At 69.9% G+C, this 22341-nt stretch carries 17 protein-coding genes; 9 read left to right on the forward strand and 8 right to left on the reverse strand.

Annotation, left to right across the window (positions count from 1 at the left end; all coding sequences use genetic code 11):
• Positions 1-6: 6 nt before the first annotated feature.
• From ABC319_RS11015 to ABC319_RS11035, 5 genes are all read right to left on the reverse strand, one after another.
• Positions 7-1554: a DHA2 family efflux MFS transporter permease subunit gene (locus tag ABC319_RS11015; protein WP_413070263.1), complete on the reverse strand. Its 1548-nt coding sequence runs from the start codon at positions 1552-1554 to the stop codon at positions 7-9.
• Positions 1554-2741 (reverse strand): efflux RND transporter periplasmic adaptor subunit, encoded by a 1188-nt coding sequence (locus ABC319_RS11020; protein ID WP_413070264.1) that lies wholly within the window; start codon positions 2739-2741, stop codon positions 1554-1556. The genes ABC319_RS11015 and ABC319_RS11020 overlap by 1 nt, the downstream gene beginning before the upstream one ends.
• A complete protein-coding gene (locus ABC319_RS11025; protein ID WP_413070265.1) occupies positions 2738-4141 on the reverse strand; it encodes an efflux transporter outer membrane subunit in 1404 nt (467 codons plus the stop codon). The genes ABC319_RS11020 and ABC319_RS11025 overlap by 4 nt, the downstream gene beginning before the upstream one ends.
• The gene (locus ABC319_RS11030) at positions 4132-4596 is read right to left on the reverse strand and encodes a MarR family winged helix-turn-helix transcriptional regulator (RefSeq protein WP_413070266.1); all 465 of its coding nucleotides are present in this window, start codon (positions 4594-4596) and stop codon (positions 4132-4134) included. Before ABC319_RS11030 ends, ABC319_RS11025 begins: the two co-directional genes overlap by 10 nt.
• Before the next feature lie 153 nt (positions 4597-4749).
• The gene (locus ABC319_RS11035) at positions 4750-6666 is read right to left on the reverse strand and encodes a M61 family metallopeptidase (RefSeq protein WP_413070267.1); all 1917 of its coding nucleotides are present in this window, start codon (positions 6664-6666) and stop codon (positions 4750-4752) included.
• Between the two features lie 148 nt (positions 6667-6814).
• Between ABC319_RS11035 and ABC319_RS11040 the strand changes: the two genes are divergently transcribed.
• The 4 genes from ABC319_RS11040 to ABC319_RS11055 all read left to right on the forward strand — a co-directional run bounded on the left by ABC319_RS11040 (position 6815) and on the right by ABC319_RS11055 (position 11220).
• On the forward strand, positions 6815-7756 hold the full coding sequence (locus ABC319_RS11040; protein WP_413070268.1) for a CE1 family esterase: 942 nt from the start codon (positions 6815-6817) through the stop codon (positions 7754-7756).
• A gap of 164 nt (positions 7757-7920) precedes the next feature.
• Positions 7921-9078: a galactonate dehydratase gene (gene dgoD / locus ABC319_RS11045; protein WP_413070269.1), complete on the forward strand. Its 1158-nt coding sequence runs from the start codon at positions 7921-7923 to the stop codon at positions 9076-9078.
• Positions 9072-9803, forward strand: coding sequence for an SDR family NAD(P)-dependent oxidoreductase (locus ABC319_RS11050; protein ID WP_413070270.1), 732 nt, complete (start codon positions 9072-9074; stop codon positions 9801-9803). Before dgoD ends, ABC319_RS11050 begins: the two co-directional genes overlap by 7 nt.
• Before the next feature lies 1 nt (position 9804).
• On the forward strand, positions 9805-11220 hold the full coding sequence (locus tag ABC319_RS11055) for a sugar porter family MFS transporter (protein ID WP_413070271.1): 1416 nt from the start codon (positions 9805-9807) through the stop codon (positions 11218-11220).
• Positions 11221-11238: 18 nt separating this feature from the next.
• Here ABC319_RS11055 and ABC319_RS11060 read toward each other — a convergent pair whose 3' ends face one another.
• Genes ABC319_RS11060 through ABC319_RS11070 form a run of 3 tightly spaced genes read right to left on the reverse strand, consistent with a single transcriptional unit; the run spans position 11239 to position 15654 of the window.
• Positions 11239-12540, reverse strand: a complete 1302-nt coding sequence (locus ABC319_RS11060; protein WP_413070272.1) for an HlyD family type I secretion periplasmic adaptor subunit — start codon at positions 12538-12540, stop codon at positions 11239-11241.
• A 4-nt stretch (positions 12541-12544) separates the two neighbouring features.
• On the reverse strand, positions 12545-14272 hold the full coding sequence (locus ABC319_RS11065; RefSeq protein ID WP_413070273.1) for a type I secretion system permease/ATPase: 1728 nt from the start codon (positions 14270-14272) through the stop codon (positions 12545-12547).
• The gene (locus ABC319_RS11070; RefSeq protein WP_413070274.1) at positions 14269-15654 is read right to left on the reverse strand and encodes a TolC family protein; all 1386 of its coding nucleotides are present in this window, start codon (positions 15652-15654) and stop codon (positions 14269-14271) included. The genes ABC319_RS11065 and ABC319_RS11070 overlap by 4 nt, the downstream gene beginning before the upstream one ends.
• A 394-nt stretch (positions 15655-16048) precedes the next feature.
• On the opposite strand from ABC319_RS11070, the gene ABC319_RS11075 reads away from it, so the two are divergent.
• The 5 genes from ABC319_RS11075 to ABC319_RS11095 all read left to right on the forward strand — a co-directional run bounded on the left by ABC319_RS11075 (position 16049) and on the right by ABC319_RS11095 (position 22310).
• A complete protein-coding gene (locus tag ABC319_RS11075) occupies positions 16049-16567 on the forward strand; it encodes a hypothetical protein (RefSeq protein WP_413070275.1) in 519 nt (172 codons plus the stop codon).
• Positions 16568-16598: 31 nt separating this feature from the next.
• The gene (locus ABC319_RS11080) at positions 16599-18857 is read left to right on the forward strand and encodes a M10 family metallopeptidase (RefSeq protein WP_413070276.1); all 2259 of its coding nucleotides are present in this window, start codon (positions 16599-16601) and stop codon (positions 18855-18857) included.
• A 454-nt stretch (positions 18858-19311) separates the two neighbouring features.
• A complete protein-coding gene (locus ABC319_RS11085) occupies positions 19312-19746 on the forward strand; it encodes a hypothetical protein (RefSeq protein ID WP_413070277.1) in 435 nt (144 codons plus the stop codon).
• A 144-nt stretch (positions 19747-19890) separates the two neighbouring features.
• On the forward strand, positions 19891-21228 hold the full coding sequence (locus tag ABC319_RS11090; protein WP_413070278.1) for a Gfo/Idh/MocA family protein: 1338 nt from the start codon (positions 19891-19893) through the stop codon (positions 21226-21228).
• Positions 21229-21398: 170 nt separating this feature from the next.
• A complete protein-coding gene (locus tag ABC319_RS11095) occupies positions 21399-22310 on the forward strand; it encodes a LysR family transcriptional regulator (RefSeq protein WP_413070279.1) in 912 nt (303 codons plus the stop codon).
• Positions 22311-22341: the final 31 nt, after the last annotated feature.

The following is a 22341-nucleotide window of genomic DNA, read 5'->3' on the forward strand; positions in this document are numbered from 1 at the left end:
GGCCCGTCAATCCGCCGCGATCGGGCCGCTGGGCGGGGTGGGACGGCGGGTGAACCAGACGATGACGGTCATCGCCAGGCACAGCCAGGCCGACAGGCGGAACAGGTCGGTCGAGGCGAGCAGATACGCCTGTCCCACCATCTGGCGGGTGATCGCGCCGGCCGCCTGCACGTCGGTCAACCCCATCCGCATCAGCGCGTCGCGCGCCAGCGTATAGGGCATGCCGCTGCCCACCGCCTCCGACAGGCGGCTCTGGTGCAGCGCCTCGCGCCGGTCCCACGCGGTGGTGATGATCGACGCGGCGAAGCTGCCCGCGGTGATGCGCGCGAAGTTGGAGATGCCGGTGGCGGACGGCAGCCGCTCTGGCGGGATCCGGTCGAGCGAGATGGTGAGCATGGCGAGGAAGAAGGTGCTCATCGCGATCCCCTGCACCAGCAGCGGCAGCATCAGGTCGTAGAAGCTGGCATAGGTGGTGTAGCCGGAGCGCAGGTAATAGGAGACGCCGAACGACGCGAACGCGACCGTCGCCAGCACCCGCGCATCCACCTTGCCGCTGATCCGCGCGACGAACGGCGTCAGGATCACCGCCACCAGCCCCGACGGCGCCGCCACCAGCCCGGCCCAGGTCGCGGTGTAGCCCAGCTGGGTCTGCAGCCATAGCGGCAGGAGCAGCGTGTTGGCGAAGAACACCGCATAGCCGAGGCAGAAGGCGATCGTGCCGATCGCGAAATTGCGGCTGGCGAACAGCTTCAGGTTCACCGCCGGGTTGGCGTCGGTCAGTTCCCAGATCAGCCAGCCGACAAAGCCGACGATCGCGATCACCGTGGCGATGACGATGCGGTCGGCGGCGAACCAGTCGTCGTTCTTGCCGAGGTCGAGCACGATCTGGAGCGCGCCGACCCACACCACCAGCAGGATCAGCCCGACCTGGTCGATCGGCAGCTTGCGCGTCGGCGTCTCGCGCGTTTTCAGGTTGCGCCAGCAGATCAGGCCGCAGAACAGCCCGAAGGGCACGTTGATCAAGAAGATCCAGCTCCAGTGGTAATTGTCGGAGATGTAGCCGCCCAGGATCGGCCCCATGATCGGCGCGACCAGCGTCGTCATCGACCAGATGCCGAGCGCCGTGGCGCGCTTCTGCGGGGGGAAGATGGCGATCAGCAGCGCCTGGCTGCCCGGGATCATCGGCCCGGACACGGCACCCTGGAGGATGCGGAAGCCGATCAGCGAGGGCAGGTTCCATGCGATGCCGCACAGGAACGACGCGATCGTGAACAGGACGACCGAGGTGCAGAAGGTCCTGACGACGCCGAACCGGCCCATCAGCCACCCGGTCAGCGGCACGGCCACCCCGTTGGCGACGGCGAAGGCGGTGACGATCCAGGTCGAATTGTCGCTCGACACGCCCAGGTTGCCGGCGATCGTCGGCAGCGACACGTTGGCGATCGTGGTGTCGAGCACCTGCATGAAGGTGCCGAGCGCCAGCGCGAACGCGGTCAGCGCCAGGGCGCCGCCGGCGAGCGGCGCCTGCTGCGCGCCGGCGGGAGGACCGGCCATCAGCGGTTGGCCGCGACGATCTGCCGGATGCGCGCCTCTACCTGCGGATCGCCGGCGGCGGTCTGCAGCCCGGCATAGGCAGCGCGGCCGGGCTGGCCCAGCCGGGTGCCGGACGTGTCGGCGGTATCCACCGTCGCCGCGACCGACAGGCCGACGCGCAGCGGGTTGGCGCGCAGCTCCGCGGGATCGAGCATGATGCGGACGGGCACGCGCTGCGTGATCTTGATCCAGTTGCCGCTGGCGTTCTGCGCCGGCAACAAGGCGAAGGCGTTGCCGCTGCCCGCGCCCAGCCCGACGACCCGGCCGTGATAGACGATGTCGCCACCGTACATGTCGCTGGTGATCGTCGCCGGCTGGCCGATGCGCAGGTCGCGCAGCTGCGTCTCGCGGAAATTGGCGTCGACCCACAGCCGCTCCAACGGTACCACGGCCATCAGCGGCGTGCCCGGCGCGACCTGCTGGCCGATCTGCACGGTGCGTTGCGCGACGACGCCGGCGACCGGCGCGGTGATGCGCATGTGGCCCACGGTGATCGCGGCGCGGCGATAGGCGGCGATCGCGGCCTGCACCGCCGGATTGGTCTCCACCGTGGTACCGCGGACGACGTTGCGCGACTGCGCCTGCCGGCTCTGCGCCAGTTGCAGGTTGGCGGCGGCGACGCGGACCTGATCCTGCGCGTGGCTTAGCTCCTCGCCCGAGATCGCGCCCTGGGCGGCGGCGCCGCGGCGGCGCTGGAGATCGCCCCGCGCCTCTGCCAGCTGGGCGCGTGCCTGCGTCACCGCGGCACCGGTCTCGTCGACCGCGGAGAAGCTGGACCGGGTCGACCGCACGGCACGGGCAAGGTCGGCCGCCGCGGTGGCGAGGGCGACGTCGGCGGTCGCCGCGTCGAGCTCGATCAGCGGCTGGCCGGCGCGCACCGCCTGGGTGTTGTCGGCATGGATCGCCAGCACGGTGCCGGGATCGCGCGCGGTGATCGCCACCACGTCGCCGGCGACATAGGCATCGTCCGTCTCCTGCTCGGGCGCGGCCAGCAGGAAGTGGAAGACCGCCCAGATCACTGCGGCGGCGAGCACGACGACCGCAAGGATGATCAGGCCGATGCGCCGCGCCCGCGGCTTGCCGGCGGGTGGCGATGCGGCCGGGGCCGAAGCGGGCGGCGGCGTGTCGGAAGCGGGCGTATCGGTCATCGGGCAGGGTCCTGTCGGGCGTCGACGCCGCCGCCGAGCGCCAGCGCCAGCCGCACGCGCGCCTGCGCGGCGTCCACGGCGAGATCGGCGTCGGCCTGTTCGGCGTCCAGCGTGCGGATGTCGTTGTCGACGAGATCGAGGCGGCTATCGAGGCCGCTCGACACGCGGATCGCGTTCAGCCGGCCGGTCTCGCGATAGCCGCGCACCACCTGCGCCTGGCTGGTGCGATCGGCGGCGATCGCGGCGACGCGAGCGATGCCGTCGGCCGCCTCGCGCACCGCGCCGATCACGCGATCGTTATAGTCGGCGGTGGCGAGGTCGAGCGCGGCAGCCGCCCCCTCCAGCTCGGCACGGCGACCGCCATTGTCGAACAGGGGCAGGCTGAGCGCCGGGCCGGCGCCGGCGGTGCCGGCATCGAGCGAGAAGAGGTTGCCGATGCCGATCGCCTGCAATCCCGCCATCGCGGCAAGATTGACGTTGGGATAATAGGCCAGCCGCGCGACCTGCTTGCCCTCCGCCGCCGCGGCGATGCGGGCCTGCGCGGCGGCGATGTCGGCACGGCGTGCGAGCAGGTCGGCGGGAACGCTGGCGGGCAGCGGCACGCCGCCATCCAGCCGCACCGCGGTCGCCCCGATCGTGGCGGGATAATCGACACCGCGGCCGGCAAGTGCCGCCAGGGCGTTCCTCGCCAGCGTCGCGCTCGCCTGCGAACGCACCAGCGCCTGTCGCGCCTGGGCGAGCAGCGTCGCCGCCGCCTGCCGGTCGAGCTGGCTGGCCAGCCGGTTGCGGATGCGCACCTCGACCAGTTGCAGCGATCCAGTGCGCGCCTGGATCGTCGCGGTGGCGAGCCGTGCCTGCGCCTCTGCCCGGACGAGATCGAGATAGGTCGCGACGACCGATCCGGTCAGGGCCAGGCGCGCCGCCGCCACGTCGAGCGTCGCCGCCGCAGCCGAGGCGCGCGCGCCGCGGATCGCCGCGCGCTGGCGCCCGAACAGATCGAGGTTCCAGCCCAGATTGGCGACGCCGGTGCCGACGAACCGGGTCGATCCGCCGAAGGGCGGCGGAATGGTGTAGCGGCCGCTGAGTCGTGCCACCTGCGCCTGTGCCTCCAGCGTCGCCTGCGGCCCGGTTTCCGCGCCGCGCGCGGCGAGCACCGCCTGCGCCTGCGTGACGCGGGCAAGTGCGCCGTCGAGCGTGGGATTGCCGGCGACCGCGTCCGCGATCAGCCGGTCGAGCTGCGGATCGCCGAAGCCACGCCACCAGTCGGCCGGCACCGCCGGCGCGGTCGCGGCAAGGCCCAGCGCGACGGGCATGACCGGCGAAACCGCCTGGTGCGTCGCCGGTGCCGCACAGCCGGCGAGCAGCAGCGGGATCAGCAGGGATCGGGGGTTCAGGCGCATGGGCCCTCCACTTCGGTCAGGGTGCCGCGCAGTTTCTGGAGCAGACCGATCAGCGTCTCGATCTCCCCGTCCTGCCAGCCGGCCAGCCATTCGTTCCAGCAGGCGATCACGCGCGTCTTGCAACGGAGCGCCACCGCCTCGCCCTCCGCCGTCACCGCCAGGTTGATGCAGCGGCGATCCTCCGCCGTGCGCTCACGCGTGATCCAGCCGCGTTCCGCCAGCTGATCCACCAGCCGGGTCATCGCGCCCTTGTCGTGACCGAGATCGCGGGCGAGATCGGCGGCGGTGGCGCCGGGCTTGTACCAGAGCGAGACCAGCGCCGACCATTGCGTGCCGGTCAGCCCCTCTTCGGCGAACACGGGTTCGATCCCTGCGACCGACAGCTGGTGGCTGCGGCGGATCAGGTACCCGATGGAGCGATCGGGCTCGAACTCCGACTCGGCATAGAAGGACATATCGATGCCTTGGCAACCATTGCCGGGGCAGTCAATTAACAGTTATGACATGTTGGACGGGGCCGCCTCCGCCGACAGACCGATCGGAACTCCTTGTGGCAAGAGATCCCTATCAGGTCCGGTATGTCGGAAGGCGGCGCCGGTCCGGTCCGCTCAGCGCGGCAGGAGCAGCTTGTCCAGCCCGGTCTGGCCGGTGCCGGTCTTCACCAGCTTCGGATAGCGCGGGCCACCGTGGTAATCGATCGCGACGGTGCGCAGCCGGTCGCCGTTGCGGACCAGCAGCCGTATCGGATCGCGACCGTCCTTTGCCGCGACGATCGCCGCCTTCAGCACCTCGGGCGTATAGGCGTCGTCGTTCACGGCCTGGATCTGGGTGCCGACATCGATCCCTGCCTTGAACGAGGGCGATTCCCAGATCGTGGCGGTGACGGCGCTACCCTCGCCGATCACCAGCCCCAGCGAGTAGCTGAGATCGACGTTCTTGCGGGTCTTCTCCACCTGTTTCAGGTAGTTCGACTGATCGGGGCCATAGACGAGCCTGTACCCGTTCATCGCGAACCCTTGCGTCGGGGCGGGCTGGCCGGTCTCGGTCAGGCGCCTGGTCAGGAACGCGGCCCAGTCATAAGGCACGATCCGGTCCAGCGTGGCGGCGACGTCGGCGAAGGTATAGGTCACCTCTCCCCAATCGCCGTCGCGGATGCCGAAGAAGGCGCGGGCGAAATCGTCGATCGACTTGCGACCGCCGGATTTCTGGCGGAGCATCGCGTCCACCTCCATCCACACCATCAGCCCCTCGTTGTAGTAGTCCTCCGACCGCTGCCAGCTGACCCAGCCCTTGGGCCGGCGTTGCGAGATGACCGGATCGTTGGTGGTATCGATCAGCGGCCGCCACTGGCGCGCGGGCGCGGTGTCGTAGATGCCGAGGATCGAGGCATAGCCGTCCAGCGTATCCTGCTTCGACACCAGCCCCGAGCGCGCCTGGAGGACATAGCCCCAGAACTGGGTCTGCCCCTCGTACACCCACAGCGACGCGCCCTGCATCGGGGTGCGATAGTCGGGCGTCCACAGCTCCGCACCGCGGCGGAACTTGCCGTCCCAGCTGTGGGTGAACTCGTGCGGCAGCAGGTTGCGGGCCGGCACGTTCTGGTCCCACTCGGTGAAATAGCCGGTACGCGAGCCGTTCTCGGAACTGCGATGATGCTCCAGCCCGATGCCGCCCAGCTGGTCGGACAGCGACAGCAGGAATTCGTACCGGTCGTAATGCTGCGCGCCGAAGGTCCTGACCGCCTGTTCGACCAGCCGCTTGTGCGCGGCAATCTGCTCGTCACTGGCGGCCAGCATCTCCGGCCGGTCGGCGAAGACGTTCAGGTTGACGCGCGGGCCGAGCGCCCATTTGCGGCCGTAGCGGCCGGCGAGCACCGGCGAATCGACCAGCACCTCGTAATTGGTCTGGCCATAGGCCCAGGTCGATCCGGTCACCGTCGCCGGAATGGCGCCCGCCGCGGTGAAGCCCGCCGGGAAGTGCGCGGTCATGCGGATCGGGATCTGGCGCGTGAAATAGCCGGCCGGATACAGGCTGACCGAGTTGGGCTGGAGGCTGATCAGGTTGGGCGTCATCGCCACGCGGCCCTGATCGGTCTTCGTCGCCGACAGGAACTGGAACTGCACGTCGAGCGCCTGCGCGCCGGCCGGCACGTCGAGATGGAAGGCGAACACGTCGACGGAGTCGCGCGTCCATGGCACGACCTTGCCGTTCGCGGTGACGACCAGCCCGGCCAGCTTGTCGATCTGGCCGGTCGGCGAATGGCTGCCCGGCAGCCATTTCGGGAACAGCAGCACCATGTGACCGCCGCCGGCGACCGGGATCGTCTCCCTGACCCGGAAGATGCCACGCTCCGTATCGGTCGCGTCGACGTCGAGCAGGATCGTGCCGCCGGGATAGGGCGTGTCGCGCGGCGCCGGGATCGTGTCGACGATCGGCACCGGCTGCGGCGCCGAATTGCCGGCGGGTACCTGGGCGATCGTGGCGGCGGAGGCGAGCAGGCTGGCGGCGAGAAGCGGTCGGATCATGGATGGGAGACTTTCGAGAAACGCTGTTCCGGACCCCGCCCGGATATCATCTGACGGGCAGAAAGCGAGCCCTGTGAATGGGATGGCTGCATCTGACGGCGTGGCGCGGCGGTTGACGATCGGGTGATCGCGCGTGCACGAACCGGCCATGCCGACCCCATCGATCATGTTCCGCCTGCTCCTGATCATCGCTGCCTGCGCCGGGATGACCGCCGCCGGCGGCGCCACAGCCGAGGGCCGCTGCGCGTTGCTGTCGCCGGGCGACAGCCGGGTCTCGGCGGCGGCAGGACAGGCGCCGGTGGGCATCCACGCGCCGGCCGGCTGGGACGGCGACCGGCCGCTGCCGCTGGTCGTCCTGCTCCACGGCAGCACCGGCACGGGCGCCGAGATGCTGCGCAGTTCGGGACTGGCGGCGACGGCGGACCGGCACGGTTTCCTGGTCGCCTATCCCGATGGCGGCATCCGCTCCGGCTCCGGCTTCGTCTGGAACATCCCCGGCGTGCCCACGGTCGACGGCAGCGTGCCCGGGCCCTATGCGCGCGACGATGTCGCGTTCATCGGCGATATGATCGACGGGCTGGTCGCCGCGGGTTGCGCCGATGGCAGCCGCGTCTATGCGACCGGGCTGTCGGGCGGCGGCCGCATGACCTCGTGGCTGGGCTGCGTCGTGCCGGGCCGCTTCGCGGCGATCGCGCCGGTCGTCGGGCTGCGCGCCGGCAACCCGCTGGCCGCCGCCCCCGACCGCCCCGATCCACGGACCTGCCGCCCGGCGCGCCCGATCGCCGTCATCGCCTTTGCCGGCGATGCGGACACGACGAACCCGATCACGGGCGGGGGCGCACCCTATTGGCGGTACACGATGCATGCCGCCGAGCAGCGCTGGGCGGCGATCAACGGCTGCACCGCCGCCCCGACGACGCGCTGGATCACGCCTGGCGTGTATGAGGAACGCTATGCCGACTGTCGCGACGGTGCCGACGTCGCCGCGCGGATCGCGGTCGGCCAGGGCCATAGCTGGGTCGTCGACAACGACGCGCTGTGGCAGTTCCTGTCGCGCCATCGACGCGAAATCCGCCCGGTACGGCAATGACATCGATTTAAATATGATATTATCTTGACCGTCTGGAAGAGTGACGGGTACACCCCACCTCCTGCGACACGGCCGACCACGGCCTGCGCCGGATGAAGGTGGGAGGGGAACGTGACCGGGACCATGGACGAGCGCCTCGCCCGCATGCCGACCGGTTCGCCGCAATGACCGGCGGCGGCGACCGGATCGACCGGATCGAAAGCTTCCTGGTCCACCCGCGCTGGCTGTTCGTCAGGGTCGAGACGGCGCAGGGCGCGGTCGGCTGGGGCGAGGCGACGCTGGAGGGGCATGCCGAGGCCGTCGCCGGCGCGATCGACGCCGCCCGCGACCGGCTGATCGGGCAGGACCCGGACCGGATCGAGGACGCGTGGCAGATGCTGCACCGGCTGGGCTTCTATCGCGGCGGGCCGGTGCTGCTGTCGGCGATCGCCGGAATCGACCAGGCATTGTGGGACATCAAGGCGCGCAAGCTGGGTGTGCCGGTATACCAGCTGCTGGGCGGGCGGGTGCGCGACCGCATCCCGGTCTACGCCTGGATCGGCGGCGACCGCCCCGGCGACGTTGCCGCGGCGGCGCGCGCGCGGATCGAGCAGGGCTTCACCGCGGTGAAGATGAACGGCACCGAGGATCTCGGCTGGCTCGACAGCCCGCGCAGCGTCGATGCCGTCGCCGAGCGGCTGGCCGAGGTGCGCGCGACCGGGATCGACGTCGGCGTCGATTTCCACGGTCGCGTCCACAAGCCGATGGCACGCACCGTCCTGCGCGCGATCGAGCCGCTGGGTCCGCTGTTCGCCGAGGAAGTGGTGCTGGGCGACAATCCCGCCGTCTTCGCCAGCCTGGCCGGCTTTTCCAGCGTCCCGCTGGCGCTGGGCGAGCGGCTGTACAGCCGGTGGGATTTCCGCCCCTTCCTCGAAAGCGGCGCGCTGGACATCGCGCAGCCCGACATCGCCCATGCCGGCGGCATCTCCGAATGCCGCCGCATCGCCGCGATGGCCGAGACCTATGACGTGGCGTTCGCCCCGCACTGTCCGATCGGGCCGATCGCGCTGGCCGCCTGCCTGCATCTGGCCGCGGCGACGCCGAACTTCGTCATCCAGGAGATTTCGCTGGGCATCCATTACAACGGCGCGGCGCAGGAATTGACGACACTGATGCGCAATCCCGACCTGTTCCGGATCGACGGCGGCAGCGTCGCCATTCCCGAGGGGGCCGGGCTGGGCGTCGAGATCGATGAGGCGGCGGTGCGCGCGATGGCGCTCGACCCGCACCGGTGGCGCAATCCCGCCTGGCGCGGATCGCAGGGGGAGTTGCGCGAATGGTGACCGCACGCGGCGTGATCGTGACCGGCGGGCTGGGCGATATCGGCATGGCGGTCGCGCGCGCCTTCGCCCGCGAGGGCGCCGCGCTGTTGCTGGTCGATGCGCGGGCCGACGACGGCAACGCGGCCGCGGCGCTGACGGCCGGGGGAGCGGCGCAGGTACTGATCCACCGGGCCGACATCGCCGACCCGGCGGCGGTCGCCGCGGCGGCCGCGCTCGCGCACGACGCATTCGGGTCGCTCGATGTGATCGTGAACGTCGCCGGCATCATGATCTACAAGCCGCTGGCCGAACTGGAGGCGGCGGACTGGCGCCGGCTGATCGACGTCAACCTGATCGGTGCCGCGCTGTTCGTCGGCGAGGGGCTGCGCCGGATGACGCCGGGTGGCTGCATCGTCAACGTCGCGTCGGTCCATGCGCGGCGGACCTCCGCGCTGGTCGCCCCCTATGCCGCCGCCAAGGCGGCGCTGGTCAGCCTGACGCGGTCGGCCGCGATCGAGGGCAAGCCGCTGGGCATCCGCGTCAATGCGATCCTGCCCGGCGCGATCGAGGGCGCGTTGCTGCGCGCCAGCCCGAACATCAAGTCGGGCGCCGAGGTGGTCGACCCCGCCGATCTGGGCCAGCCGGAGGACATCGCCGCGCTCGCCGCCTTCCTGGCGTCGGACGCGGCGCGGTTCATCACGGGCGAGGACGTCGTCGCCGATGGCGGCCGGATGGGGAGACTATAGCATGCACATGGTCGATACCGGCGCACCCGCCGCGGATACTACCGCTCCTGCCGCGACCGGGGCGGTGTGGCTGGCCGCCGCGATCTCCGCCCTGGGCGGACTGCTGTTCGGATACGACTGGGTGGTGATCGGCGGCGCCAAGCCGTTCTACGAGGCGGCGTTCGGGCTCGACACGCCCGCCGTCCAGGCCTGGGCGGTCAGCTGTGCGCTGATCGGGTGCCTGGCCGGCGCGATGATCTCCGGCGTCGTCGCCGACCGGCGCGGGCGGCGCCCGGCCCTGCTGATCGCGGCGGTGATCTTCGCCGGCTCGTCGATCGGCACGGCGCTCGCCGGCGGGTTCGGCACGTTCGTGGCGTGGCGGATCGCGGGCGGCGTGGCGATCGGCATGGCATCGGGACTGTCGCCGCTCTACATCGCCGAGATCGCTCCCTCGGGCAGCCGCGGGCGGCTGGTCGTGCTGAACCAGATCGCCATCGTCATCGGCCTGCTGGCCGCGCAGATCGTCAACTGGCTGATCGCGCAGCCGGTGCCCGCCGGCGCCTCCGCCGCCGACATCGCCGCATCGTGGAACGGCATGGCCGGCTGGCGCTGGATGTTCGGTGCCGCCGCCGTACCCGCCACCGCGTTCGTGCTCGGCTGCTTCCTGATCCCCGAAAGCCCGCGATGGCTGGCCCAGCGGGGCCGGTGGGACCGGGCGCGGGGCGTTCTGGAACGGCTGGGCGGCGAAGCGCATGCGCAAGGGGCGCTCGACGACATCCGCCGCGCGATCGAGGCGGCGCCCGGCCGCAGCCTGCGCGCGGTGCTGCAGGAGGCCCGTTTTCGCCGGGTGCTGGTGATCGGCGTCGCCCTGGCCGTGCTGCAACAATGGTGCGGCATAAATGTCATATTTAATTATGCGCAGGAGATCTTCGCCGGCGCCGGGTACGAGGTATCCGACACGCTGTTCAACATCGTCATCACCGGCGTCGTGAACTGCGTCTTCACGCTGGTCGCGCTGGGCACCGTGGAACGCTGGGGGCGGCGCCGGCTGCTGCTGATCGGCTGTGCCGGGCTGGCGGTGATCTATGCCGCGGTCGGCGCGGGCTATATCGCGGGGGTGCAGGGCTGGCCGCTGCTGCTGCTGGTCGTCGCAGCGATCGCGACCTATGCGATGACGCTGGCGCCGGTGACCTGGGTCGCCCTGTCGGAAATCTTCCCGGGCGAGGCGCGCGGCGCCAGCATGGCCGTGGCCACGACGGCACTCTGGGCGGCGTGTTTCGTGCTGACCTACACCTTCCCGCTCCTGAACGCGTGGGCGGGTACCGGCGCGACCTTCTGGATCTATGGCGCGATCTGCGCGGCCGGGTTCGTGTTCATCCACCGCATGCTGCCGGAGACCCGGGGCAAGACGCTGGAGCAGATCGAGCGGGATTGGTGACGGGCGCCCCCGTCGCGATCAGTCCCTGAGAGCCTGATCGCGCAGGCGGGTGAAGGGTGCCAGAATGTAGGACAGCACCGACCGCTTGTCGCCGAGCAGACTCACCGTCGCCACCATCCCCGGCCCGATCGGCAGCGCACTGCCGCCACGCCCGTTCAGGCTCTCGCGCGAGGTGCGGACGCGGACCAGATAATAGGCCTCGTTGGTACGCTGATCGAGGACCGAGTCCGGCGAGATCGACACGACCCGCCCCGGCAGCGAGCCATAGACCGCCGGGTCATAGGCGGTGAGTTCCACCTTCGACGGCTGGCCCATGCGGATGGCGGCGATGTCGCGCGGGTTGACGCGGGCATCGATCAGCAGCCCGTCCTCCGACGGCACGATCTCGACCAGCGGCGCGCCCGGCGCGACGGTGCCGCCGACCGTGGTCACCATCACCCGGTTGACCCGCCCGGCGAGCGGCGCGCGCACGACGGTGCGCGTCACCTTGTCCGCGAGCGCCGGCATGGCGGTGCGACGCTGGGCATATTCGCCGCGCGCGGTGGCGAGTTCGTCCGCCGCGCGCGAGCGCCAGTTCTGGCGCGCCTGCGCGTAGTTCGCCCGCGCCTCCACCGCCGCGCTGCGCGCGCGCGCGATCGCCGCACCGGCGGCCGTCGCCTCGCTGTCGGCGACGGCGGCGGCGTTCTCGGTCTGGATCAGGGTCAGCCGCGGTTCGATCCCGCGTTCCACCAGCGGACGGATCATCGCCAGCTCGCGGCGGGCCGCCTCGCTGGCGGCACGGCGGGCGGCGGCGCTCGCCTCCGCCTCGCCGATCGCGCGCTCGGCCTGGACGATCCGCGACTGCGCGGCGGCGAGCGTGCTGGCGAGGTCGGCCATGCGCGAGGCGTGGAGTGCCCGCTCCGTCGCGATCTGCCCGGCGGCGGCGGCATCGGCGGGCGGGCCATAGACGGGATCGCGGCCGACCACCTCGGCATCCAGCCGCGCCACGCGCGCGTCCAGCGCGTCGAAGGCGGCGCGGCTGCTGCCATATTCCGATCCGCTCGCGGTGCGGTCCAGCCGGATCAGCGGCGTGCCGGCCCGCACCGTCTGCCCGGTGCGCACCAAGATGCGGTCGACGATGCCGCCCTCCAGGTTCGACACGATCTGGAGTTCGGCGCCGGGGATCACCCGCCCCTGCGCGCGCACCGTCCGGTCGATCTCGGCCAGCGCCGCCCACGCCACCGCGATCACCAGGAACGCCAGGATGCCCCACAGCAGCACGCTGGACGCGACACGCGGCCGGATCCGATCGGCCAGATTCTCGATATGGGTCGCCGCCATCGCCTTATGCCGCCTTTGGCTGGGTAAGCTGCTTCATCACCACGTCGCGCGGTCCGTCGAGCGTGATGCGGCCGCGGTCCATGACGATCACCCGCTGGACCAGCCGGATCAGCTGGGGCCGGTGGGTGATGACGAGGAGCGTGCGATCGGCCAGTTCCGCCTCCAGTCGGCCGATCAGCCCGCCCTCGGTCTGCAGGTCCATCGCGCTGGTCGGCTCGTCGAAGATCACCACCGGCGGGCGCCCCGCCAGTGCGCGGGCGAGCGCGATGGACTGGCGCTGCCCGCCCGACAGCCCCTCGCCCCGGTCGGCGAGCTTCAGGTCGTATCCGTTGGCGACCTGGCCGATGAACTGGTGCGTGCCCGACACGCGCGCCGCCCGCACGATTTCCGCATCGTCGATCCCGTCGCGACCCAGCGCGATGTTCTCGCGCACCGAGCCGGTGAACAGCACGCTTTCCTGCATCGCTGTGCCGATGTTGCGGCGCAGGTCGCGCGGATCGAGCTGGCGCAGATCGATGCCGTCGACCAGCACCAGCCCGGCCTCAGGCGGATAAAGACCCAGCAGCAACCGCGCGAGCGTCGACTTGCCCGATCCGACGCGGCCCAGCAGCGCGACCCGCTCCCCCGGCTCGATCGCGAAGCTGACGCCGTCGATCGCGCGCTCGGCGGCGCCGGGATAGCGGAAGGCGACCTGGCGGAACTCGATCCGGCCCGCCACCCGCTCGGTGCGCAGCGGCTCGTCCGCCGGCCCCTCGACGGTCAATTGCATCAGGCCGTTCAGCTGGCGATAGGCGGTGCGCGTCGCGGTCAGCCGCGACAGCAGCTGCGCGATCGTTGCCAGCGGCGATACCGCGCGGCCCGACAGGATCGAGCAGGCGATCAGCCCGCCCATCGTCAATTCCTGCGCGGCGATCAGCTCGACCCCCACGATCACGACGCCGGCATAGGCGATGGTGTTGGCGGAAATCGCGATGTTGACGCCGATCGTCGACACCAGCCGCTGGCGCAGCGAACTGTCGGCATGTTCCTCCAGCGCGCGCGCCCATCGCCGCGCCAGCAGCGGGCCGGCGTTCGATGCCTTCACCGTCTCCATGGCGCCGATCGCCTCGACCAGCACCGACTGTTTCTCCAGCCCCTCGCGCATCATCCGCGACGACAGCCGGTCGAGCGCGGGGTTGGTCGCCCAGCCGGCCAGCACGACCAGCGGGATCATCGCCAGCGGCACCCAGACCACCGGCCCGCCGATGATGGCGATCAGCGCCAGCGTGACGATGATGAACGGCACGTCGACCAGCGCGGTGATCGAGGCGGAGGCGAAGAAGTCGCGCAGCGTCTCCAGCTCGCGCATCAGCCCGGCGAGCGCGCCCGTCGATCCTTTCCGCAGGTCCATGCGCAGCTCGATCAACCGCTGGAACACGTGCGCGCCGATGCGCTGGTCGATATCGGCGCCAGCGACATCGACGAAATAGGCGCGCAGCGTGCGCAGGATCAGGTCGAACACGATCACGATCGACAGGCCGATGCTGAGCGCGATCAGCGAGGCGGTGGCGTTGTTCGGCAGCACGCGGTCGTAGACCGTCATGGTGAACAGCGAGGTGAGGAGCGCGAACAGGTTGATGACCGCCGCGGCCAGCGCGACCTTCAGGTACGTGTCGCGGTTGCGCAGCATCGGCGCCAGCAGCCACCGGCCCAGCCGGGCCGGCCGTGGCGGAGCGAGATCGTGAAGGCTCATGGGCGATCCGTTGCGGCAGAGGTGGGCAGGTCGAGCGCGTCGAGCAGGCGCCCGGTCCGCGCCAGCAGGACATAGCGCGCGGCATCCAGCTCGGTCACCGCCTGGATATAGGCAGTGGCGTTGGCGAAATAGGCGTCCTCGGCGGCGAGGAGGTCGAACAGCGTGCCCCGCGCGGCGCGGAACCGCTCGGTCAGCACGTCGCGCGAGCGGCGGCCGGCGACATAGGCCTGCTCCAGCGCGGTGCGCTGCCCCTCCAGCGCCGACACGTCGGCCCAGGCGATCGCCGCCTCGCGCTCGGCATCGATCCGGGCGGTCGCGGCGCGGGCATCGGCGGCGTTGGCGCGGGCCCGCAACTGGTCGGCCCGCGAGTCGATCCCGCCGAACAGCCGCTGGCGCAGCGTCAGCCGCGCGCGGATGTCGTAGTCGCGCTGGTTCTCGATCACGCCGTAGCGCCCGGCATCGACGCCTGCGGACAAGGTCGGCAGCGTGTCGGACCGTGCCGCCCGCGCCTCCTCCCGCGCGGCGCGGGCGAGGTCGGCGGCCGAGCGGACCGCCGGCGCCTCACGCGCGGCGGACTGCGCCGAATCACGGTCGAGCGGCGCGGCATCAGGGGCCGGTGCCCGCGCCAGTCCGGGCGGGGGTGGACGGCCGAACAGCTCCCCGAACCGCGCCTCCGCGCTCGCCTGCAAGCGGCGATACTCGGCCGTCCGCCGGTCGGCCGAGGCGACATAGCCGTCGACCCGCGCCGCATCGCTGGGCGCGGCGACGCCGCTGTCGATCCGCTCGGCGATCGATCGGCCCAGTTCGCGCTGCGATGCCGCGAACTGTTCGGCCAGCGCGGTCATCACCCGGTAGCCGAAGACGTCGTAATAGGCGGCGACCGCACGCAACGCGATTTCCGTCCGGCGGTCGTCCGATGCGTTCGCGGCCGCCTGCAGCCGGGCGCTGGCGGCGTCGACGCGGTGGCGGGTCGCGCCGAAGTCGACCAGCGTCTGCTGCGCATTGACCAGAAGGTCCACCCGCCGCCGCGCCCGTGAGCGTTCGATGATGTTCTGGGGATCGTCGGAGAAGTCGCGCGCCAGCGTCTCGTATGCACTCAGCGACGCATCGATCGACGGATAGCGGCGGGCGCGAGCCTCGGACCGCGCCGCCCGTGCCTCGTCTTCCGAAGCGACCACCTCTGCCACCGCCGGATGCAGCCGCACGGCCTGTGCGACCAGCGACTGGAACGGCGCCATTGCCCCCGGCTCGCGCGCCAGCGACAGGATCGGATCGCTGTCCATGTCGATCGCCAGCGGATCGGCGGTCGGCCGGGGAATTGCGGTCGGCGCCTGCGCCGATGCCGCGGCATGCCCCGCCAGCAACACCGTCAACACAGTCATGACACCACATGCACGCAAGCGAAGATACCCGTTCCGGAAACGTGCAGGCGGCAGCCGGCGCAGATAGCAGGCTATGCGCCGGCCAAGTACTTGTCGAGCCTTGCCGAACGTCGATCGGATTGCTTTCGCGCCGCGCTGCAGCATTCGTGGGGGAAGATCCATCGGCGCCGCAAGTATTCGACCGCATGATCGCTGCCGCGCAACATGAAAATCAAGTGCTGGATTGTCGTTCCGCTTCCGTCACGACATCATGGTGTCAGCATCACCAACACTCGCAGCTTTCTGCCGAAAAGAAGGATGACAAATGCTTCATTGACAAGAAATCCCCGATACCGAATAACTTGCCGCCGTCGGACTGTCGCTGCTGCGTCGGTTCCACCGGAGAGACAGCATTGTGCCGCTTGGCAGACAGATCGCGACGCTCCTCCTCATCCCCTTGCTGGGCAATACGCCGGTGACCGCGGCGGATGTCGCCCCGGCCCCGATCCGCGATCGCGGATGGGACGGCGTCCGCAAGCTGGGCATCGTCGTGCAGATGGATGGCGGCGGTGCCGACCTGTTCGCGGCGGATGCCGCCCGGTCGCAGTTGTGCGAGCGGCTTCGCCTGCTCGCCGCGCGCGAGGCACCCATTCCCGTCGCCTGCCTGTCCGAGGCCGATGCCGCGACCGCCGATGCCGGCGTGGCGATCCTGGCCGTCCAGGCGGCGCTGGAACGTCAGGCCGACCGGCCGAGACTGATCTACACCATCCGGCGCACCATGCAGGCCGGGACCGAGCCGGCGCCGATCCTGTTCGGTACCGCACCGCGCAGCGTGCCGTGGGGTGCCGCCGCGGCCGACCGCGCCGCGATCGACGCGGCACTGTCTGGCACGCTGGCCCGGTTGCTGCCCTGGCGCGCGGGCGATCGGGGCTGACGAACGAACGCAGGGATAAAGGGAGACGATGATGCCGATCAAGACCAAGGCCTTTCACGACGTGGCCAATGCCGGCTGCGGATGCGCCGCCTGCGCCGGCATCCCCGACCGGGTGGTGTACGACGGCGACACCGTGGTCCGCCTGCCGCAGGAAGCGTCGGTGGACGGCCAGGGCGGCACGATCCGCGGCAAGCCGGTGTGGGACATCGACCAGATCGCCTTCCAGCTGAACCGCGGCGACGGCCTGATCACCGAGGGTGGCGTCACCTACCGCTCGGGTGCCGAATGGTACGGCGCGCAGGGCCCGGCGGACAACAACTACTACAATCTCGCCGAATCGAAGGGCGACAGTGACGGCGTCCTCCAGACGCTGACCTTCGGCTTCTACGAGACGCTGGCGACCCTGCCGGAGCCCTATGTCTACCGCGACGCGGGCGGCACACTGCGCGCAGGACTTGGCGTGACGGCGGGCTTCTCGGCATTCAGCGCGGAGCAGCGCGTCGCCGCGCGCGATGCGATCACGCAGTGGGACGACCTGATCACCGTCAAGTTCGTGGAGACGCCGTTCCAGCAGGGCGACATCAACTTCATGAACACGACGACGGGCCCGGCGCAGGCGTCGGCCTATCTCCCGTATGATTACGGCGTCGCCACCGTCCGCAACCAGCAGGGCGAGTTCGTCTCGTACAAGGAAATCTCGGGCGACGTCTATGTCGCGCCGCCCAGCATCAACCCGTCGAACGGCCTGTTCGACGAGGGGCAGTACGGGCTGACCACGCTGGTTCACGAACTGGGCCACTCGCTGGGACTGGAGCATCCAGGCGCGTATAATTTCGGTCCCGGATTTGACGTCACGTACGAGAACGGTGCGGAATATTACCAGGATTCGAACCAGTACTCGATCATGTCCTATTGGGACTCCGAGGAGACCGGTGCCAACCATGTCGACTGGGAGCTGATGACCTATCGCTATCCGTCGACGCCGATGGTGCACGACGTGGCGGCGATCCAGCGCATCTATGGCGCCGACATGACCACGCGGACCGGCGACACGGTCTATGGCTTCAACAGCAATGCCGGGCGCGACTCGTTCGACTTCAACCTGACGCCGCAGCCGGTCGCGACGATCTGGGATGCCGGCGGCAACGACACGATCGACCTGTCGGGCTATTCCACCCCCTCGATCCTCGACCTGAACCCGGGTTCGTACAGCAGCGTCGGCGGCTTCTACTCCGAAGAGGTGCCGACCCTGGCGGAGATCAACGCCCGCCGTGCGGCCGCCGGCCTGGCGCCGCGCACGCAGGCAACCTACGACCTGTACCTCGAGATCACGCAGGGCACGTACCGCAACGGCCTGATGACCGACAATCTCGGCATCGCATATGGTGCGATCATCGAGAACGGGATCGGCGGCAGCGGCGACGACCTGATCATCGCCAACGCCGTCGCCAACCGCATCAACGGCGGCCTGGGCAGCGACACGGCGAGCTGGCAGGCGGCGACGAGCGGCGTTTCGGTGAACCTGCAGAGCGGCCAGACCGGCGGCGCGGCCGCAGGCGACGTGCTGATCTCGATCGAGAACCTGCGCGGCACCTCGTTCTCGGACACGTTGATCGGCAACAATGCGGCCAACACCATCAACGGCGGCGGCGGGCGCGACACGCTGAACGGTGGCGCCGGCATCGATACGCTCAGCTATGCCGGGCTCGGTAGCGGCGTCACCGTCGACCTGGGCAGCAACCGCACCGGCGGCGGCGCGGCGGGCGATCGCATCTCGAACTTCGAAAATGCGACCGGCACCGACTTCGCCGACGTATTGACCGGTGGTGCGGGCAGCAACGTGCTGAACGGCGGCCGCGGCGACGACCGGCTGGACGGCGGCTCGGGCGACGACACGCTGCTGGGCGGCGCCGGTGCCGACCAGCTGTTCGGCGGCAGCGGTGCCGATATCCTGAACGGCGGTGCCGGTGCCGACATCCTGAGCGGCGGCAGCGGCAACGATCGCTTCGTGTTCGACGTGGCCGATGGCGCCACCGATCGCATCACCGACTTCCAGCGCGGCGATCGCATCGACCTGACCGGGATCGATGCCAACAGCGGCACGGCGGCAAGCGACGCGTTCCGGTGGGTCGGCAGCGGTGCCTTCGCCGCGGCGGGCGACCTGCGCGGCGAGCGGGTCAACGGCGTCTACACACTGTTCGGGGACGTGGACGGCGACGGCGTCGCAGATCTGGTCATCGCGCTGCCCGGCGTGTCGACGATCACGCCGGCGGATCTCGTCCTCGCCTGACGAAACACGCTCGATCGGCCCGACGCTCATCCCTTGTCGCTGCGGCGGCAGGGAGCGGGTGTCGGGCAGTCGTGTACGGTGCGGCGATCAGCGCGGGCGGCTTGCGATGGCGACGATCTCTCCGTGTCCTTCGACGGCGCGGGGAACGGGCCGTTCACCGACGACGATGAGTGCCGCCATGCCCGCGGGTCGACACGGCGTACACCCCGCCCTGCGCAGCGGTGTCTGCCCGCCACCGACGGCGTGCTCGATGTTCAGTCCGATCCTCCGGTCGTGGTCGACGTCCGCTGACCGGCCGTCAGGATCGCATCTCTTCGCTCCATCGCGCGAACGGGAACTAGGCATGCCGTGATCCGCCGATCGCCGCCCGAATATGCAGTGAACCGTTCGTTCACGTCTCGCCGGCAATCATCATCCTTCAAGCGAATTCAGCGACCTGCACTGAGGATGGCGCATGTACACGGTGACGATCGAGCCTTCACACCACCTGATGCGCATCAGGGTGGAGGGGTTCTGGGCGATGGAGGTGATGGTGGCCTATGTCGCCGAGCTGGGCCGGCAGGCCGAGGCATTGCGCAAGACGGGTGGCTGCCGGAGGATCCTGGTCGACATGTCCGACTATCCGATCCAGAGCCGCGCGATCGCGGACGGGCACGCCAGGATCATCGCGCATGGTCAGCGCACGATGAACGCGCGGACCGCGATCATCATGACGAGCGCCCTGTCGCGCCTGCAGGCGATGCGGGTCGCCCATCTGGCCGGTCACGAGCTGTTCGACGACGAGGCCAGCGCGATGCGATGGCTGTTGTCGAAGGACGTGGACACGGCGCCGTTATCCTTGATCCGCCCTGCCCCGTCCGTATCGGCCGCCGGTTCGCCGGGCGCCTGAGGGGGCTGGAGTGCATCGGCCCGCCTTCATCCCGGTGCCTGGCACCGCAGCCGCTTGCGTGGCCATTGTCCAACGTGGACAAGACTTTGCCAGGTAGCGGTTGAGCGCTACCACTGCACCGACGACAGTTCGGAAGGAACGATCATGACCGCCAGCTTCGACCGCCGCACCCTCCTTGCCGGCGGCCTTGCCGCATCGGCCGCAGCCGTGGTGCCGCTCGGTGATGCGGCTGCCCAGCGCCGGCGGCCGGTGTCCGCCAACGACAAGGTGCAGGTCGGGCTGATCGGCTGCAAGGGCATGGGCTGGTCGGATCTCACCGCCATGTGCAAGGGTGCCGATGTCACGCCCGTCGCCCTGTGCGACGTGGACGCGCCGGTTCTCGCGAAACGCGGCGCCGAGCTGAAGAAAGCCTCCGGCCGCACGCCGCGGCTGTACGACGACTATCGTCGCATGCTGGACGACAGGTCGGTGGACGCGGTGATCATCGCGACGCCGGATCACTGGCACGCGCTCCAGCTGGTCGACACGATGTCGGCGGGCAAGGATTCCTATTGCGAGAAGCCGCTCGGCAACTCGATCGCGGAGTGCCGGGCGATGGTCGCAGCCAGGCAGCGCCACAATCGCGTCGTCCAGGTGGGGCAGTGGCAGCGCAGCAACCAGCACTGGGCCGATGCCATCGCGCACGTCCACGGCGGCGGCATCGGCCGCGTCCGGAAGGTCAAGGCATGGGCCTATATGGGCTGGATGAAGCGCGTCGTTCCCCAGCCGGACCAGGCACCGCCGCCCGGGGTCAATTACGACCGCTGGCTCGGCCCGGCGCCGGAGCGCGCCTTCAATCCCAACCGCTTTCATTTCAGCTGGCGCTGGTACTGGGATTATGCGGGCGGTCTGATGACCGATTGGGGCGTCCACCTGATGGACATCGCGCTGCTGGGCATGAAGGCTCAGGCACCCCGCTCGGTCAGTTCGCTCGGCGGGGCGTACGGCTATCCGGATTCGGCCATGGAAACGCCGGACACGCAGACGGCGATCTATGACTTCGGCGATTTCTCGGTGGAATGGGAACATGCCGTCGGCATCGGTCAGGGGCCCTATGGCGGCGGAGATCACGGCGTCGCCTTCGTCGGCGAGACCGGAACCCTCGTCGTCGACCGCAAGCAATGGCGCGTCACGCCGGAGACGAACGACGGCAGGATGATGACGCAGGAGGTTCCCGTGACCTTGGCGAAGGACAACGGCCTCGACCGGCATACGGCCGACTTCATCGCCTGCATCAAGGATCGCACCCGTACACCCGCCTGCCCGATCGAATCGGCCGCCAACACGGCGATCGTGTGCCAGATGGGCAACGTCGCCCAGCGCACGGGGCGCAAGGTCCACTGGAATGCCGAGACGGGCCAGTTCGACGGGGATGCCGAGGCGAACCGGCTGATCACGCCCTCATACCGGAAACCCTACAACCTGCCGCCCGCGACTGCGTGAACAGCCGGACGGCGGGCGCGCTGGAGCCGGATACAGGCCCGTTCCGCGCGTCTGTTCAGGTATCCTGTTGGACGCACCGTCCAGATACATGGCCGGATAGCAAGGTCGCGAGCGAGGTCGGCCTGTGCGAAAGGATCCGATAGTCAGGAGATCCGTCGACGGAGCGTTTTTTGGATCCGGCCATCAACCTCGACCAACTGCTCGTCTTCTCTGCGGTGGCAGAGGAAGGCAGCTTTTCGGCTGCAGCCCGCAAGCTCGACCGGTCGCAGTCCGCCGTCACCTATGCGGTCCAGAAACTGGAGGCCGCGACGGGCATGCCGCTGTTCGACCGCAGCCTGTATCGCCCGGTGCTGACGAAAGCCGGCAGCGCCCTGCTGCCCCGTGCACGGCGCGTGATCGAGACCAGTGCCGCACTGGGGCGGCAGGCCCGGTCGCTGCGCGAGGGGATCGAGCCGGAACTGTTCCTGGTCGTCGATGCGATGTTCCCGATGCCGTTGCTGTTCTCCGTCCTGTCCGACTTCGACCGCGAATATCCCAGCGTCCGGACGCGCCTGCACGTCGAGAGCCTGGGGGCGACCGTGAAGGCCGTGGTCGACGGTCACGCCGACCTCGGCCTCATCGTCGATGTCGCGCACGTGCCCGACGGCCTGATCGCGGTGGCGCTGGATGCGATCGAACTCGTGACTGTCGTGGCGCCGAGCCATCCACTCGCCGACGTGCAACGCAGCCGTGACGGTCCGCTCGAGGACGAGGACCTGCGCGATCATCTGCAACTCGTGCTGACCGACCGAACCGACCTGACCAAGGGGCGGGACAATGGCGTCGTCGGGGTGCGCACCTGGCGGTTGGGCGATCTCGGTGCCAAGCACGCGATGCTGCTCGCCGGCATGGGGTGGGGCAACATGCCGCTGCACATGGTCGCGACCGATCTGGCCGAGCGGCGGCTGCTTGTACTGTCCACGGCGCGCTGGCCGGGACATGTGCCGCGACTGACGGTATCTACCGCGATCGTGCACCGCCAGGACCGCCCGCCCGGCATCGCCGGCGCCTGGCTGTTCGATCGGATGACGAAACCCGGATGATGTCGATCCAGAAGGACCGTCGAAGCCGCTG

The sequence above is a fragment of the Sphingomonas phoenicis genome (assembly GCF_047238005.1).
GTDB lineage: Bacteria > Pseudomonadota > Alphaproteobacteria > Sphingomonadales > Sphingomonadaceae > Sphingomonas.